Source organism: Enterobacter sp. UCD-UG_FMILLET (assembly GCF_000762975.1).
Taxonomy (GTDB): domain Bacteria; phylum Pseudomonadota; class Gammaproteobacteria; order Enterobacterales; family Enterobacteriaceae; genus Enterobacter; species Enterobacter dykesii.
Genome location: NZ_JRJC01000036.1, coordinates 662170 through 677073 on the forward strand (window position 1 = coordinate 662170; position 14904 = coordinate 677073).

The 14904-nt window shown below is 54.1% G+C and carries 13 protein-coding genes and 6 tRNA genes; 11 read left to right on the forward strand and 8 right to left on the reverse strand.

Annotated elements, in window-relative coordinates:
• Positions 1–11 precede the first annotated feature (11 nt).
• Positions 12–1199, forward strand: a complete 1188-nt coding sequence (locus LA04_RS18070) for a NupC/NupG family nucleoside CNT transporter (RefSeq protein ID WP_008501591.1) — start codon at positions 12–14, stop codon at positions 1197–1199.
• A 44-nt stretch (positions 1200–1243) separates the two neighbouring features.
• Here LA04_RS18070 and LA04_RS18075 read toward each other — a convergent pair whose 3' ends face one another.
• The 3 genes from LA04_RS18075 to LA04_RS18085 all read right to left on the reverse strand — a co-directional run bounded on the left by LA04_RS18075 (position 1244) and on the right by LA04_RS18085 (position 3842).
• Positions 1244–3436, reverse strand: a complete 2193-nt coding sequence (locus LA04_RS18075; RefSeq protein WP_047652622.1) for a sensor domain-containing phosphodiesterase — start codon at positions 3434–3436, stop codon at positions 1244–1246.
• Between the two features lie 213 nt (positions 3437–3649).
• A tRNA-Ala gene (locus LA04_RS18080) sits at positions 3650–3725 on the reverse strand.
• A gap of 41 nt (positions 3726–3766) precedes the next feature.
• Positions 3767–3842, reverse strand: a tRNA-Ala gene (locus LA04_RS18085).
• Positions 3843–4059: 217 nt separating this feature from the next.
• On the opposite strand from LA04_RS18085, the gene LA04_RS18090 reads away from it, so the two are divergent.
• Together LA04_RS18090 and LA04_RS18095 are read left to right on the forward strand one after the other, a co-directional pair.
• Positions 4060–4422 carry a YfeC-like transcriptional regulator gene (locus LA04_RS18090; RefSeq protein ID WP_047652623.1) on the forward strand — a complete coding sequence of 121 codons (363 nt, stop codon included), beginning with the start codon at positions 4060–4062 and terminating at the stop codon, positions 4420–4422.
• Between the two features lies 1 nt (position 4423).
• On the forward strand, positions 4424–4816 hold the full coding sequence (locus tag LA04_RS18095; RefSeq protein ID WP_047652624.1) for a YfeC-like transcriptional regulator: 393 nt from the start codon (positions 4424–4426) through the stop codon (positions 4814–4816).
• A gap of 41 nt (positions 4817–4857) precedes the next feature.
• On the opposite strand, the gene gltX is transcribed toward LA04_RS18095, so the two are convergent.
• A complete protein-coding gene (gltX, locus tag LA04_RS18100; RefSeq protein WP_047652625.1) occupies positions 4858–6273 on the reverse strand; it encodes a glutamate--tRNA ligase in 1416 nt (471 codons plus the stop codon).
• A 258-nt stretch (positions 6274–6531) separates the two neighbouring features.
• Between gltX and LA04_RS18105 the strand changes: the two genes are divergently transcribed.
• From LA04_RS18105 to LA04_RS18125, 5 genes are all read left to right on the forward strand, one after another.
• Positions 6532–6607 (forward strand) — tRNA-Val (locus LA04_RS18105).
• Between the two features lie 41 nt (positions 6608–6648).
• A tRNA-Val gene (locus LA04_RS18110) sits at positions 6649–6724 on the forward strand.
• A gap of 29 nt (positions 6725–6753) precedes the next feature.
• Positions 6754–6829 (forward strand) — tRNA-Val (locus tag LA04_RS18115).
• 4 nt (positions 6830–6833) lie between these two features.
• Positions 6834–6909 (forward strand) — tRNA-Lys (locus tag LA04_RS18120).
• 188 nt (positions 6910–7097) lie between these two features.
• Positions 7098–7439, forward strand: coding sequence for a FlxA-like family protein (locus LA04_RS18125; protein ID WP_047652626.1), 342 nt, complete (start codon positions 7098–7100; stop codon positions 7437–7439).
• Here the strand turns inward: LA04_RS18125 and LA04_RS18130 are convergent.
• Positions 7436–8371, reverse strand: coding sequence for a LysR family transcriptional regulator (locus LA04_RS18130; RefSeq protein WP_047652627.1), 936 nt, complete (start codon positions 8369–8371; stop codon positions 7436–7438). The two genes, LA04_RS18125 and LA04_RS18130, sit on opposite strands and share 4 nt — an antisense overlap.
• A gap of 89 nt (positions 8372–8460) precedes the next feature.
• Here LA04_RS18130 and LA04_RS18135 point away from each other — a divergent pair, with 89 nt between their 5' ends.
• Positions 8461–9456 (forward strand): bile acid:sodium symporter family protein, encoded by a 996-nt coding sequence (locus tag LA04_RS18135; RefSeq protein ID WP_047060698.1) that lies wholly within the window; start codon positions 8461–8463, stop codon positions 9454–9456.
• Here the strand turns inward: LA04_RS18135 and LA04_RS18140 are convergent.
• From LA04_RS18140 to zipA, 3 genes are all read right to left on the reverse strand, one after another.
• Positions 9453–9668 carry a DUF3820 family protein gene (locus tag LA04_RS18140; RefSeq protein WP_003861328.1) on the reverse strand — a complete coding sequence of 72 codons (216 nt, stop codon included), beginning with the start codon at positions 9666–9668 and terminating at the stop codon, positions 9453–9455. The genes LA04_RS18135 and LA04_RS18140 overlap by 4 nt on opposite strands.
• A gap of 1 nt (position 9669) precedes the next feature.
• Positions 9670–11685, reverse strand: a complete 2016-nt coding sequence (gene ligA / locus LA04_RS18145; protein ID WP_047652628.1) for an NAD-dependent DNA ligase LigA — start codon at positions 11683–11685, stop codon at positions 9670–9672.
• Positions 11686–11754: 69 nt separating this feature from the next.
• Positions 11755–12738 (reverse strand): cell division protein ZipA, encoded by a 984-nt coding sequence (zipA, locus tag LA04_RS18150; protein ID WP_047652629.1) that lies wholly within the window; start codon positions 12736–12738, stop codon positions 11755–11757.
• Positions 12739–12968: 230 nt separating this feature from the next.
• Between zipA and cysZ the strand changes: the two genes are divergently transcribed.
• Together cysZ and cysK are read left to right on the forward strand one after the other, a co-directional pair.
• The gene (gene cysZ / locus LA04_RS18155; protein WP_047652630.1) at positions 12969–13730 is read left to right on the forward strand and encodes a sulfate transporter CysZ; all 762 of its coding nucleotides are present in this window, start codon (positions 12969–12971) and stop codon (positions 13728–13730) included.
• 163 nt (positions 13731–13893) lie between these two features.
• Positions 13894–14865 carry a cysteine synthase A gene (cysK, locus tag LA04_RS18160; RefSeq protein WP_014884739.1) on the forward strand — a complete coding sequence of 324 codons (972 nt, stop codon included), beginning with the start codon at positions 13894–13896 and terminating at the stop codon, positions 14863–14865.
• The last annotated feature ends 39 nt before the right edge of the window (positions 14866–14904 follow it).

A 14904-nucleotide genomic window follows, 5' to 3' on the forward strand; every position in this document is an offset into this window, starting at 1 on the left:
TTGGAGCAAATATGGACCGCGTCCTTCATTTTGTCCTGGCACTTGTTGTCGTTACTGCACTTGCATTGCTGGTCAGCACAGACCGCAAAAAGATTCGTATCCGTTATGTTGTCCAGCTGCTGGTCATTGAAGTTTTACTTGCGTGGTTCTTCCTGAACTCCAACGTAGGCCTCGGCTTCGTGAAAGGCTTCTCCGAAATGTTTGAAAAACTGCTCGGATTCGCCAATGAAGGGACCAACTTTGTCTTCGGTAAAATGAACGACGAAGGCCTGGCGTTCTTCTTCCTGAAGGTTCTCTGCCCTATCGTCTTCATCTCCGCGCTGATCGGTATTCTGCAGCACATCCGCGTTCTGCCGTTCGTTATTCGTGGAATTGGTTTCCTGTTGTCCAAAGTGAACGGCATGGGCAAGCTGGAATCCTTCAACGCAGTCAGTTCCCTGATCCTCGGTCAGTCTGAGAACTTCATCGCGTATAAAGATATTCTCGGCAAAATGTCCCGCAACCGTATGTACACCATGGCGGCAACCGCAATGTCTACCGTTTCCATGTCTATTGTGGGCGCGTATATGACCATGCTGGAGCCAAAGTATGTTGTTGCGGCGCTGGTTCTGAACATGTTCAGCACCTTTATCGTTCTGTCGCTGATCAACCCGTACCGCGTTGATGCCAGCGAAGAGAACATCCAGATGTCTAACCTGCACGAAGGCCAGAGCTTCTTCGAAATGCTGGGTGAGTACATTCTGGCCGGTTTCAAAGTGGCGATTATCGTTGCAGCCATGCTGATCGGCTTCATTGCGCTGATTTCTGCGCTGAACGCCCTGTTCGCCGCGGTGCTGGGTATCTCCTTCCAGGGAATTCTGGGCTACATCTTCTACCCGGTTGCATGGGTGATGGGTGTTCCGGCTCACGAAGCGCTGCAGGTGGGCAGTATCATGGCAACCAAACTGGTTTCTAACGAATTCGTTGCGATGATGGATCTGCAGAAAATTGCCAGCACGCTTTCTCCACGCGCGGAAGGCATTCTGTCCGTGTTCCTGGTCTCCTTCGCGAACTTCTCGTCCATCGGGATTATCGCGGGCGCGATTAAAGGTCTGAACGAAGAACAAGGCAACGTGGTTTCTCGCTTTGGCCTGAAGCTGGTTTACGGCTCTACGCTGGTGAGCGTCCTGTCTGCTTCTATCGCGGCACTGGTGCTCTAACCTTTAGCGTTAAACAAAAACCGGGAGCCTGGCTCCCGGTTTTTTTATGCCCGCAATTCTTCCAGCGGCTTGGGTTTGCCTATCAGGTAGCCCTGCAGATAATCCACGCCGAAACGAAGCAGCATCTCCCGCTGCGCCGGTGTTTCGACGTATTCCGCTACGACGCACAGCGATTTCGTCTTCGCCAGATTACACATCGACTGCACGATCATCGCATCCATATCATCAGTACAAATGTCTTTAATAAAGCAGCCGTCAATTTTAATGATGTCCGCCTGCAGGCGTCTGAGGCGCTCGTAGTTGGCGTAGCCGGTACCAAAATCATCAATGGCAATCCGGAAACCGTAATCCCGCAGCTGCTGAATATTGTGGATGCTGCAGCCTGAATTTGAGAAGGCCTGCTCTTCGGTAATCTCAATCACGACAGACTGAGGCGCAACGCCGTAGCGTTCAAAGAGCGCGCAAATCTCGGTCGCCACCTCTTTTTGCATCAGCGTGAGCGGCATCAGATTGACGGAGAAACGGGCGCCAGCCTGCGTTGAAGGGTGATCGCGCAGCCACAGCAGTAATTTCTCCATGACGCACATATCAAACCGGTGGCTGAGGTTGAACTGGGCAATCAACGGAATAAAGCGGTCAGGAGTGAAGATCTCTCCCTCGCTCTCCATACGCGCCAGAATTTCGTAGTAGCCGCTCCCGTCCGCCTTCTGGATCGGTTGCGCGTACAAATGGAACTGGCCCGCCTCCAGGGCATGCTTAATCCGCGCCAGCATCAGGACTCGCTCTGTCGTTTGCCCTGATGCCGCCTCGAGGCTATTCGTGAGCGCAAGCACGTTGTTTGTTGTTCCGCAGGATTGCTCGGCCAGCCAGCTCAGTTGCCCCAGCGTATGGTGCAACTTTTCGCCGTCTTCCACCATTCCCCAGGACGCGCCAAATTCAATATCCAGCCCGGTGTTGTTCCAGAAAATCTTACGGCTGTTCAGCCGATCAACCATATGCTGAAGGCGCTCAGCGGTTCCCGGGCCCAGTAATACCAGCACAAGCTCGCTTCCGGGGAGCTGGAAGAGCGTCTCATCTTTTTGCAGGAGAGGCTGCAGCGACGTGGCGATCGTGCGTTTGCAGTGTACCCGCATCAGGATCCCATAGTGGCGACTCAAAAATTCCAGGTTATCCATACGCAGAATGCTCACTTTTGCATCCGGGTGAATCTCAAGATAATCTTCAAGCGCACGAATATTGGGCAATCCGGTCAGCGGATCGGTGAGCGCCCTCCCCTGCCAGCCCCGCTTAAGCCACTCGCTGCGCTGGTAAATACGCGACATGTAAAGCAGGCAGATCGCGAACGAGATAAGCACGGACAGAATAAAAGAGAGCGAATGGCCCGATTCCACCCCGTTAAGGAAGTTGTAGTTGTAGGTCAACAGCAGGAGCGCAGATACAGCCCAGAGCAGAGAAATCAACGCATAGGTCAGTCGGCTTATCGCTAAGGTAAAAAGAATAAAAATCAGCGGCATCAAATAGCCCGCAATGACGGGAGATTCAAAAGGACCACATAAAATGATGAGAATGAAACTTAAAAGCACCAGCCAGGCAAAAATATATAATGAATTCTTGTGAAAAAACACGGGCTTCACGCTTCGTCGCCAGAAACTCATTGCATAACGAGGATTAATTATCATTCTTAACGGGTAATAGAACATCATGGTAAAAATCAATGCCGCACATATCAGGCTTTGTATATCCACAACGTTATAAATTACCGTTCCTTCGCCGAAAAATGTCGAAATTGTCACCGGAAAATCAAACAAATAGCCTGCCAAATACATTGACAGCTTAATCCCTATTGGCACCATAAAACCGAGCCAGAATATCCGTAATCCGATGTGCTTGTTAGGGATGCAGTAACGCCAACGCTTACCCAGCATGATACGCAGAAGGCCGCACGCCGCGAACAACGCAAAGGTCTGACAGAACAGTAATACTAAATATTGTAGCGGTGCTAAATTTACATAGAATAAATTAGTGACAGTAAAACCTAACAAAATGGGAAGAATAGCCCTGCGTCCAAATAGCAGGATTACCGCCAGCATCACGCTTAAAGGTAACCATGCTAAATAAACGTCGTGACCATTAACAATTGCGCGGGGAGAGAGATAACGGGAGACAGGTACCGCAATCAGGCATAAAGCCAGAGCAATCATAAATATCTTTACATTATTGTAAGCTTTTCTATTCATTAACCTGGGCGTTATTTTCCGAGAGAATTATTGACCGGATGGATAATAGGTTTATTAATTGCGCGAATCAAGTTCAAGTCTATTTTTAGACTGGTTAATTGATGCCGATTGAGGTGAGGTACGGGAATACCTTCTTTTTGATAACAAAATGCAGGAGACTGTGTTACAAACACATAAAAAAAACCCTCGTCTTTCGACGAGGGTTTACAATTTTGGTGGAGCTAAGCGGGATCGAACCGCTGACCTCTTGCATGCCATGCAAGCGCTCTCCCAGCTGAGCTATAGCCCCACATGTAACTTTACTGACCGCACTCTGTTGGGTTCAGAGTTTGGTGGAGCTAAGCGGGATCGAACCGCTGACCTCTTGCATGCCATGCAAGCGCTCTCCCAGCTGAGCTATAGCCCCATCGTAAAGCTGTCATGTTGACGGGCGGCATAATATGAATTCCGCCGCGGAGTGTCAACGGCAAAATCAATCCCAGCCATTCAATCGCCGAAAATTCATGCAAATGAATCACTTTGCGAGCCTGCTCGCAGTCAGGAGTTAAGCCTGTCACGTTTTCACGTAAAACGGTGCTATAAAATGAGCCGTTAATTAACCCCACTGATATTCAGGAAATTGCATGATCAAGGAACGAATGACGCCAGAAGAGTTAGCCCTCCTCACTGGCTATAGCCGCCAGACCATCAATAAATGGGTACGCAAAGAGGGTTGGATTACATCACCAAAACCAGGCGTCCAGGGCGGGAAAGCTCGCCTGGTACATGTGAACGAAAAAGTCCGTGACTTTATCCGCAGCGCACGTCGGGCAAGTGAAACGTCCGAACTGCCTGAAGGCGTCGGTCATGACAGTTCGCTTCACACGCTGCTCCTGACGCTGGCCAATGAAATGACGCCGGAAGAGCAGAAGCAGATGACATCGCTGTTATTACGGGAAGGGATTACCGGCTTGTTGCAACGTTTAGGGATACGCGATCGGGACTGATATGAAAAGATTACGCAGCAAAATGACCACGGAAGAGCTGGCGGAGAGTTTGGGCGTTGCCAGACAAACGGTTAATCGCTGGATACGCCAGCAGGGGTGGAAAACTGAAGGGCTCAACGGCGTGAAAGGCGGTCGCGCGCGGCTCATTCATGTCGATGCGCGCGTGAAGGAACATATTATGAGCCTCCCGGCGATCCGTAACCGTCAGGCGGTTTACCATCTCGCTGAGGTCACCGCGTCATACAGTGAACCCTCTTCAAACCTGTCTCCAGGCATTATTGAGACGCTGGAGAGTATGACTGCGTCAGAGCAGAAGCGTCTGGACGCGTTATTGAAACGAGAAGGCATTCACGGTTTTCTTACGCGGCTCGGTATCGCGGAAAAAGAGGCATAAAAAACGGCAGGGTAACCTGCCGTTTTTTATCTGGGGCCTAATTACTGCTGATTTTCACGTTCAGCGATAAAGTCCAGCGCCTTGTTAATGCGCGCCACGCTGCGTGACTTGCCGATCGCGTGAACCGTCACATCCAGCGCCGGAGACTGCCCCGCCCCGGTCACCGCAACGCGCAGTGGCATGCCGACTTTACCCATACCGACTTCCAGCTCGTCTGCCGTCGCCTGAATCACTTGATGCACATTCTCAGCGGTCCACTCGGTAAGGGCCGCCAGCTTGTCGCGCACCACTTCCAGCGGCTGACGCGCAACCGGACGGAGGTGTTTCTTCGCGGCGTCCGCGTCGAACTCTTCAAACTCTTCATAGAAGTAGCGGCAGCTTTCGGCAATCTCTTTCAGCGTTTTGCAGCGCTCGCCGAGGAGTTTCACCAGGTCCGCCAGCTCAGGGCCAGTGCGGGTATCAATATTTGCCTGCTCAATATGCCACTGCAGATACGTCGCCACATATTCTGGCTGCATGGTGTTAATGTAGTGATGGTTCAGCCACAGGAGCTTGTCGGTATTAAAGGCGCTCGCTGATTTGCTTACAGAACTCAGAGAGAACAGTTCGATCATCTCTTCGCGGCTGAAGATCTCCTGGTCACCGTGGGCCCAGCCCAGACGCACCAGATAGTTCAGCAGCGCTTCCGGCAGATAACCGTCGTCGCGATACTGCATAACGCTTACCGCACCGTGACGTTTAGACAGTTTTTTCCCGTCATCGCCGTTGATCATGGAAACGTGCGCATAAACTGGCACAGGGGCGTTCAGCGCCTTCAGGATGTTGATCTGACGTGGCGTATTGTTAATATGGTCTTCACCACGGACAACGTGGGTGATTTCCATATCCCAGTCGTCAACCACAACGCAGAAGTTGTAGGTTGGGGAACCGTCGGTACGACGGATGATCAGATCGTCCAGTTCCTGGTTGCTGAATTCAATTGGGCCACGGATCTGGTCGTCAAAGATCACCGATCCCTCTTGCGGGTTAGCAAAACGCACCACGCAAGGCTCATCTGCAGCATGCTCGCTATGGTCGTGTCGGCAGCGGCCGTCATAACGCGGCTTTTCACCGTTCGCCATCTGCGCTTCACGCAGTTCATCCAGACGCTCTTTAGAGCAGTAGCACTTATACGCCGTGCCCGCGACCAGCATCTCATCAATGACGGCGTTATAGCGGTCAAAGCGTTTGGTCTGGAAATAAGGACCTTCATCCCATTCCAGATTCAGCCAGTTCATCCCATCCATAATGGCTTCAATTGCTTCTGGCGTGGAGCGCTCAAGATCGGTGTCTTCAATACGCAGCACGAACTCACCTTTGTTGTGGCGTGCGAAAAGCCAGGAATAGAGAGCGGTACGTGCACCACCGACGTGCAGATAGCCTGTCGGGCTCGGCGCGAAGCGAGTTTTGATTTTCATGAAATGGCCTTACGTTATAAAGATGCCGGCAATCGGCAAATCCTGGGGAAAAAACGATGGGCAATATTCTATCACTGTGGGGGGATTCCTCAATGTTGATCCCTTTATCGTGACCGAGTTTGCGATTTTTGTTTAGAAATCATGCGCCATTGCCCGTTTCGCGATCGTTTTGTTTAATTTTACGACGAACGAATAAAAACTTTAGAAAATGCGTTGACTCATTTTCAACTCTCCCTATAATGCGACTCCACACAGCGGGGGTGATTAGCTCAGTTGGTAGAGCATCTCCTTTACACGGAGGGGGTCGGCGGTTCGAGCCCGTCATCACCCACCATCTACTTCGGTAGGCTCGCAGTGTAGATAAGAATTGAGATTGGGCGATTAGCTCAGTTGGTAGAGCATCTCCTTTACACGGAGGGGGTCGGCGGTTCGAGCCCGTCATCGCCCACCATTCTCACCTTATCGCAGCAGTTCCGAAATGGGCGATTAGCTCAGTTGGTAGAGCATCTCCTTTACACGGAGGGGGTCGGCGGTTCGAGCCCGTCATCGCCCACCATTTCGGGTCGTTAGCTCAGTTGGTAGAGCAGTTGACTTTTAATCAATTGGTCGCAGGTTCGAATCCTGCACGACCCACCAATGTAAAAAAGCGCCCTAAAGGCGCTTTTTTGCTATCTGCAGTTTGTCTACTTTCGCCTTCCAGTACACTTTTACCGCATCAATAATACTGATTATGTATAAATGTAACTGCCTGCCAGATATGGCAGTTTTGCTCAAGCTAATCCCGTTGGTGTCGATACCTCTGTTTTATAACGCGAGGAAATACTATGACGACCATTCAGGCTTCAACCCAAATGATTCAAACCAGCAGCGGTGGGAGTGGTGCTTCTGGCAGCAACGACATCGCTTCCCAGATCAGCAGTATTATTGACAAGATCAATAAGCTGACTCAGCAGCTAAAAGAACTGGCGAACAACACCGGCAGCGCTGATGAGAAGAAGAAGCAGCAGGAGCTTATTCAGACCCAGATCAAAGTGCTGCAGGCGCAGCTCGCCGCGCTGCAGCGCCAGCAGGCCGAAGAGGCCCAGAAGAAGCAGGATCTAAATCTGGGCAAGGTCGAAGGTGTGAATAACCCGTCAGACGATCATCAGATCGATATCTACATCTAATCGTCTGATGCATTAAACAGTGGGTCGCGTATTCGGGCCTCGGTTAATCGCTGTGCCTGGATGCGCACCACTTCCCAGATGGCCTGCGCCGCCCCCGAGAGTGAACGATTTTTTCGCCGCACCAGCATCAGCTTTCGCTCAACAACGGGCGTTAATCGCCTGACGGCCAGTCGACTCCCCTGCGGCAGGGGAAGCGCCAGGGCGGGCAACACGCTGATGCCAATCCCTGCTTCCACCATGGGAAACAGCGTTGCCGGGTGCCCAATCTCCTGCACGATCGTTGCCTTTACGCCCTGATTCACCAGCGCGGAATCAATCAGCGGACGGCTGCCCGAGGCATAATCCTGTAAAACCAGGTTCGCGCCGGTCAGGGACTGCCAGCTGACTTCCGGCAACGTGGCCAGCGGGTCGTCGTCACGGCAGAGCAGCAAGAATGGCTCGGAAAGTACGCTTTCGCACGCCAGGTCGCTCGCCTGGCCGGGATCGATAACAATACCAAAATCCACATCGCCCTGGCGGATGCTCTCCAGCACCCACTGCTGCGGCCTGTCATGCAGGACAAAATCAATGTCCGGGTAGCGATGATTTCCCTCGGCAATACACTGCGGGATAAGGTGCGCTGATATCGTCTGGCTGGCCGCGACGCGCACGGTCCCCGAAAGCTGCTGCCCCAGCCTCCCCACGTCTCTGAGCGTGCTGTTCAGCTCATCCAGCAATCGTTCAAGACGCAGGGCGAGCTGCTGCCCCGCTTCGGTCAGTACCACTTCACGCGTGGTGCGGTCAAGCAACTTCACCCCGGTCTGATTCTCCAGCTCTTTCACGCTGTGGCTGACCGCCGACTGGCTCAGGCCAATCGTCTCCCCTGCCCGGCTAAAGCTGCGGGCGTGGGCGACGGTGACGAAAATACGAAGCTGACGTAAGGAGTAATTCATCTGTTTCATTCATGAATGGATGCAATAAATCAATTTTATTTCTCAAATGGAAAAAAGCACAATAGCGACATCTGTTTTCAGGAGTCATTATGAAACTATTTCGTATTGTTGATCCGTTTACGCTCACCCTGGTTGTTACCGTTTTACTGGCCTCGTTCTTCCCCGCACGCGGGGGCTTTGTCCCGTTTTTTGAAGGGCTGACGACGGCCGCCATCGCGCTGCTGTTCTTTATGCACGGCGCAAAGCTCTCCCGCGAAGCGATTATTGCCGGCGGTAGCCACTGGCGGCTGCATCTCTGGGTGATGTGCAGCACGTTCATTCTGTTCCCAATCCTCGGAGTGCTGTTTGCCTGGTGGGCGCCGGTTAACGTCGACCCGGCGCTCTACACCGGTTTCCTGTATCTCTGTATTCTGCCGGCTACCGTACAGTCCGCCATTGCCTTTACCTCTCTCGCCGGAGGGAACGTTGCGGCCGCGGTCTGCTCGGCCTCGGCATCCAGCCTGCTTGGAATTTTCGTCTCCCCGCTGCTGGTGGGCCTGCTGATGAACATGCACGGCGCGGAAGGCAATCTCGAGCAGGTTGGAAAAATCTGCCTGCAGCTGCTGCTCCCGTTTGTCCTGGGACATCTATCCCGTCCATGGACCGGGGCGTTCGTGGCGAAGCACAAAAAATGGATCTCCAAAACCGACCAGTCATCGATTCTGCTGGTGGTCTATTCCGCCTTCAGCGAAGCGGTCGTGAACGGGATCTGGCATAAGGTAGGCGCAGGCTCGCTGCTGTTTATCGTGGTAGTCAGCCTCGTGCTGTTGGCGATTGTGATTGCGGTAAACGTCTTTGTGGCACGCAGGTGCGGCTTCAGCAAAGCGGATGAAATCACCATTGTCTTCTGCGGTTCGAAGAAAAGCCTGGCTAACGGTATCCCGATGGCCAATATTCTGTTCCCGACCTCGGTGATTGGGATGATGGTGCTGCCGCTGATGATTTTCCACCAGATCCAGCTGATGGTCTGCGCGGTGCTGGCGCGTCGCTACAAGCGCCAGACCGAAAAGCTGGCGCAGGAAGAGACCCGCGCCGCGAAGGCTTAAGGACGTTTCAGGGGCTGAACCAGCTGGGTCAGCCCCTCGGTTTTGATCAGTAACGTGATAGCCATCAGCTCGCCCAGTCGCCCTGCCGGGAATTCATCCTTGCGGGCAAACCACAGCAGATACTCCTCCGGCAAATCAATCAGCCTGCGGCCCTTGTATTTACCGAACGGCATCTCCGTATTGGCAATCTCAACGAGCTGTTCTTTCTCCACGTTACTCTCCTAACAGACGCATCATTTCCGCTTCGTCGATAACATCAATGCCGAGCTCCTGGGCTTTCGCCAGCTTAGAGCCCGCCGCTTCCCCGGCGATCACCAGGTCGGTTTTCTTCGACACGCTGCCCGCCACTTTGGCCCCCAGCGCCACCAGGCGCGCTTTCGCATCGTCGCGTGAAAGCTGGCTCAGGCTGCCGGTCAGGACCACCGTTTTACCGGCGAACGGGCTGTCGATCTCTTCGGCGTTAACCACCACCGGCGCGGGCCACTTGATGCCCTCTTCCAGCAGCTTGCCGATGACTTCACGGTTGCTCTCTTCGGCGAAGAAGTTAAAGACGTGCGTGGCGACTACAATGCCAACGTCAGGGACTTTCTGCAGCTCGTCGATGCTTGCCTTTTCCAGCGCCTCCAGCGTACCAAAGTACGCCGCCAGGCCCGCCGCCGTCGCCTCACCCACTTCACGAATGCCCAGCGCATACAGGAAGCGGGCAAAGGTCGTCTCTTTGGCGGCTTCCAGCGCGTTAACCACATTCTGGGCTGACTTTGGCCCCATGCGATCCAGGCCGGTCAGTTTACCTGCCGTCAGTCTGAAGAGATCCGCTGGCGTGTGGACATACTCTTTCTCAACCAGCTGATCGATAATCTTGTCGCCCATGCCGTCGACGTCCATCGCCCGACGGGAGACGAAATGTTTCAGCGATTCTTTACGCTGCGCACCACAGATTAAGCCCCCCGTACAGCGCGCCACCGCTTCACCTTCCACACGCTCAACGTCGGAGCCGCACACCGGGCAGTGGGTCGGGAAGACGATCTCGCGCGTATCGGCAGGACGTTCTGACTCCACGACGTTAACCACCTGCGGGATAACGTCGCCGGCGCGGCGAATCACCACTTTGTCACCAATACGCAAGCCCAGACGTTCTATTTCATCGGCGTTATGCAGCGTGGCGTTACTCACCAGCACGCCCGCAACCTGCACGGGCTCCAGACGGGCGACCGGGGTAATCGCCCCTGTACGACCAACCTGGAACTCCACATCGCGAACGAAGGTAATCTGCTCCTGAGCAGGGAACTTAAACGCCACCGCCCAGCGGGGCGCGCGAGCAACAAAGCCCAGCTGCTCCTGCAGCGCCAGTGAATTCACCTTGATGACGACGCCATCTATATCAAAACCGAGCGTAGGACGGTCCTCTTCCACCTTGTGGTAGAACGCCAGCACCGCTTCCGGCGAGTCGCAGAGCTGAACGCGGTTGCTCACCGGCAGGCCCCACGCTTTAAACTGCAGCAGACGTCCCAGGTGCGTATCCGGCAGCTCGCCGCCCTCCAGAATACCGACGCCGTAGCAGAAGAAAGTAAGCGGTCGCTTCGCAGTAATACGTGGGTCAAGCTGGCGCAGAGAGCCTGCCGCCGCATTACGCGGGTTAGCAAACACCTTACCGCCGGTGCGACGCGCCTCTTCGTTAATTTTCTCGAAGCCCGCCTGGGGCAGGAACACCTCGCCGCGCACTTCCAGACGCGCGGGAATGTTGTCACCCTGCAGCTTCAGCGGGATCGCGCGGATGGTACGCACGTTGGTAGTGATGTCTTCGCCCGTCGTACCGTCGCCACGCGTTGCGGCACGCACCAGCACGCCGTTTTCATAGAGAAGACTGACCGCCAGGCCATCCAGCTTGAGCTCGCAGCACCAGGTGAGGGAGTCGCTGCTTTTCAGGCGATCCTGCACGCGCTTGTTAAACGCGAGGAAGCTCTCTTCATCGAAGACGTTATCCAGCGACAGCATCGGCACCTCATGGCGCACCTGGCTGAAAGCGCCCAGCGGCTCAGCGCCGACGCGCTGGGTGGGGGAATCCGGCGTGATAAGCTCCGGATGCTGCGCCTCTAGTTCGCGCAGCTCGCGCATCAGTCGGTCATATTCGGCATCCGGGACTTCCGGCGCGTCCATAACATGATAGAGGTATTCATGATGGCGAAGCGTGGTTCGCAGTTCAGTGAGTTGTTGTTCGATTGAGTCCATATCGCACCATCAATGAGAAAAAACCCCCGACAGGCGGGGGTTAAGGAGGAGTTGAAGTAAGCGCGACTATTACGCGTTAGCTTCCTTAACTTCGCGGATGCGGTCCTGATACTCGCGCAGCTTCTGCGGGGTCATCATTCGACGCTGATCGTCGAGCACCACACCACCAACTTCGTCAGCAATGTGCTGAGCGGACTGCAGCATCAGCTTAAAGTTTTGCAGTTCGTCGCCGTAAGAAGGCACCTGCATAAAGATAGTGACGCCCGGGGTCACGAAATCACCGGTCATTTCCGGATCAAAGGTGCCAGGGTTAACCATGTTGGCCAGGCTGAACAGCGCCGGACCGCTACCGTCAGGGCTCAGATGGCGATGGAAAATGTTCATATCGCCAAACTTGAATCCTGCCTGTTGAATACTGTTGAGCAGCACGTCACCGTTGAGATGGCTGCCGTGATGCGCGGCCACGTTCATGATGATCACCGCTTCTTTACGCTGCGGTTTTTCAACAACCGGCTCTGGCTCTACAACGGGCTCAGGCTCAACGTGCGGGGCCGGAGCAGGCTGAGGCGCAGGCTGTACGTGAACAGGCTGCTGCGGTTGTTGTACCGGCTGAGCAGGCTGTTGCGGCACGGGCTGCTGCACTGGTTGCTGTTGAACCGGCTGTGGCGCTGCAGGCTGCTGATAAACAGGCTGTTGCGGCGGCTGGCGCACCGGCTCTTCCACTGGCTGCGGCGCTGGCTGGCGCGGCTGTGCAGAAGCATACGGCGGTTGATACTGGTGCTGCGAAGGACGAGGCGCTTCATGCTCCCCATGGCCTGCGCCGGGCGCAGTATTGACCCGATGAACACGAACTTCACCCACGCCGTCGTCATCGCTGCCGTCGATGTCATCTTCACTGTCATCGTCGTCACGACTGGACTTCATGCGCTTCAGTGGGCGATCGCGAAACATCGAGGAACGCTCTTTACGGCTGGTCCAGAAACCATGTACCAGTAAAGCGATTATGGCGATCGCGCCAACAATGATTAATATCAGACGCAAATCCTGCATCATTATATTCTCTGTTGTTCTAACACCTTGCCACCACGGCAAACATTTACTCACTAAGAGTATTTGCCGTTTACGTCAAGTGCAAGTGTGTGCAGAGCATTCACAGCATAAAGATGAAGGAAATCGTGCTTTTTGCTGGTTTTTCGAACATTTCCGAACTGGTCATTGCTCCGTAAGTGGATAATATAGGCGGGCAATTCCACTGGTTGTGTAAAAAGGAGTACAGCCTGGCTATGGTTTCAACATCTTCTTCCCCCCCGCGCAGCGGCGTCTGGTATTTTTCTCAGGGCTGGAAACTGGTCTCCCTGCCGGGGATTCGACGCTTCGTCATTCTGCCGCTGTTGATCAACATTATTCTGATGGGCGGCGCGTTCTGGTGGCTGTTCACAAAGCTGGAGAGCTGGATCCCGTCGCTGATGAGTTACGTGCCGGACTGCCTGCAGTGGCTTAACTACCTGCTCTGGCCGGTAGCGGTGATCTCCGTGCTGCTGGTGTTTGGGTACTTCTTTTCGACGATTGCCAACTGGATAGCCGCGCCGTTTAACGGTCTGCTGGCGGAACAGCTTGAAGCGCGGCTTACCGGTGCGACGCCGCCGGACACGGGCGTGCTGGGGATCATGAAAGACCTGCCACGCATCATGAAGCGCGAGTGGCAGAAGTTTGCCTGGTACCTGCCCCGCGCGGTCGTGCTGCTTATCCTTTATTTTGTGCCAGGCATCGGCCAGACGGTGGCGCCGGTGCTGTGGTTCCTGTTCAGCGCCTGGATGCTGGCTATTCAATACTGCGATTATCCGTTCGATAACCACAAGGTGCCGTTTAAAGAGATGCGCACCGCCCTGCGCAGCCAGAAGGTCGCCAATATGCAGTTTGGCGCGCTGACCAGCCTGTTCACCATGATTCCCTTCCTGAATCTGTTCATCATGCCCGTCGCCGTCTGCGGCGCGACGGCGATGTGGGTCGACTGCTACCGTGCTAAGCACGCGTTATGGAAATAATGCAAAAATGTGTAAAGCAGGGGTGGCTTATGCCGCCCCTTATTCCATACTGATCCCCATTATTTCCTTGCAGTATATAGATATGCGAATTCCTTACTTCCCCCTACCTGCTTAGCAGGTATGCTGGGTCGGTATCCCAATTTCATACAGTTAAGGACAGGCCATGAGTAAGATTTATGAAGACAACTCGCTGACTATCGGTCATACGCCCCTGGTTCGACTGAACCGTATCGGTAATGGACGCATTCTGGCGAAGGTCGAATCACGTAACCCGAGCTTCAGCGTAAAATGCCGTATCGGTGCAAACATGATTTGGGATGCTGAAAAACGTGGCGTACTGAAGCCTGGCGTTGAGCTGGTGGAACCGACCAGCGGTAATACCGGTATCGCTCTGGCCTATGTGGCTGCCGCGCGTGGCTACAAGCTGACGCTGACCATGCCAGAAACCATGAGCATCGAGCGTCGTAAGCTGCTCAAAGCGCTGGGCGCAAACCTGGTGCTGACCGAGGGCGCGAAGGGCATGAAGGGCGCCATTCAGAAAGCTGAAGAGATTGTGGCCAGCGATCCGGCGAAATATCTGCTGCTGCAGCAGTTCAGCAACCCGGCTAACCCGGAAATTCACGAGAAGACCACCGGTCCGGAAATCTGGGAAGATACCGACGGCCAGGTTGACGTCTTTATCTCCGGCGTGGGTACCGGCGGTACGCTGACCGGCGTGTCACGCTATATTAAAGGCACAAAAGGTAAAAAAGACCTGATCACCGTTGCCGTTGAGCCAACAGACTCACCGGTTATCACCCAGGCACTGGCGGGTGAAGAGCTTAAACCAGGCCCGCATAAAATTCAGGGTATTGGCGCAGGCTTCATTCCGGGCAACCTGGATCTGAAGCTGATCGATAAAGTGGTGACTATCACTAACGAAGAAGCCATCTCGACCGCGCGTCGCCTGATGGATGAAGAAGGCATTCTGGCGGGTATTTCTTCCGGTGCGGCCGTTGCGGCAGCGCTCAAGCTTCAGGAAGATGAAGCCTTTACCAACAAGAACATTGTGGTTATCCTTCCTTCTTCGGGCGAGCGTTACCTGAGCACCGCACTGTTTGCCGATCTGTTTACCGAAAAAGAACTGCAACAGTAGTGCCAGCATGTTAATAACGCGTAAAAAAGCACCTTTTCA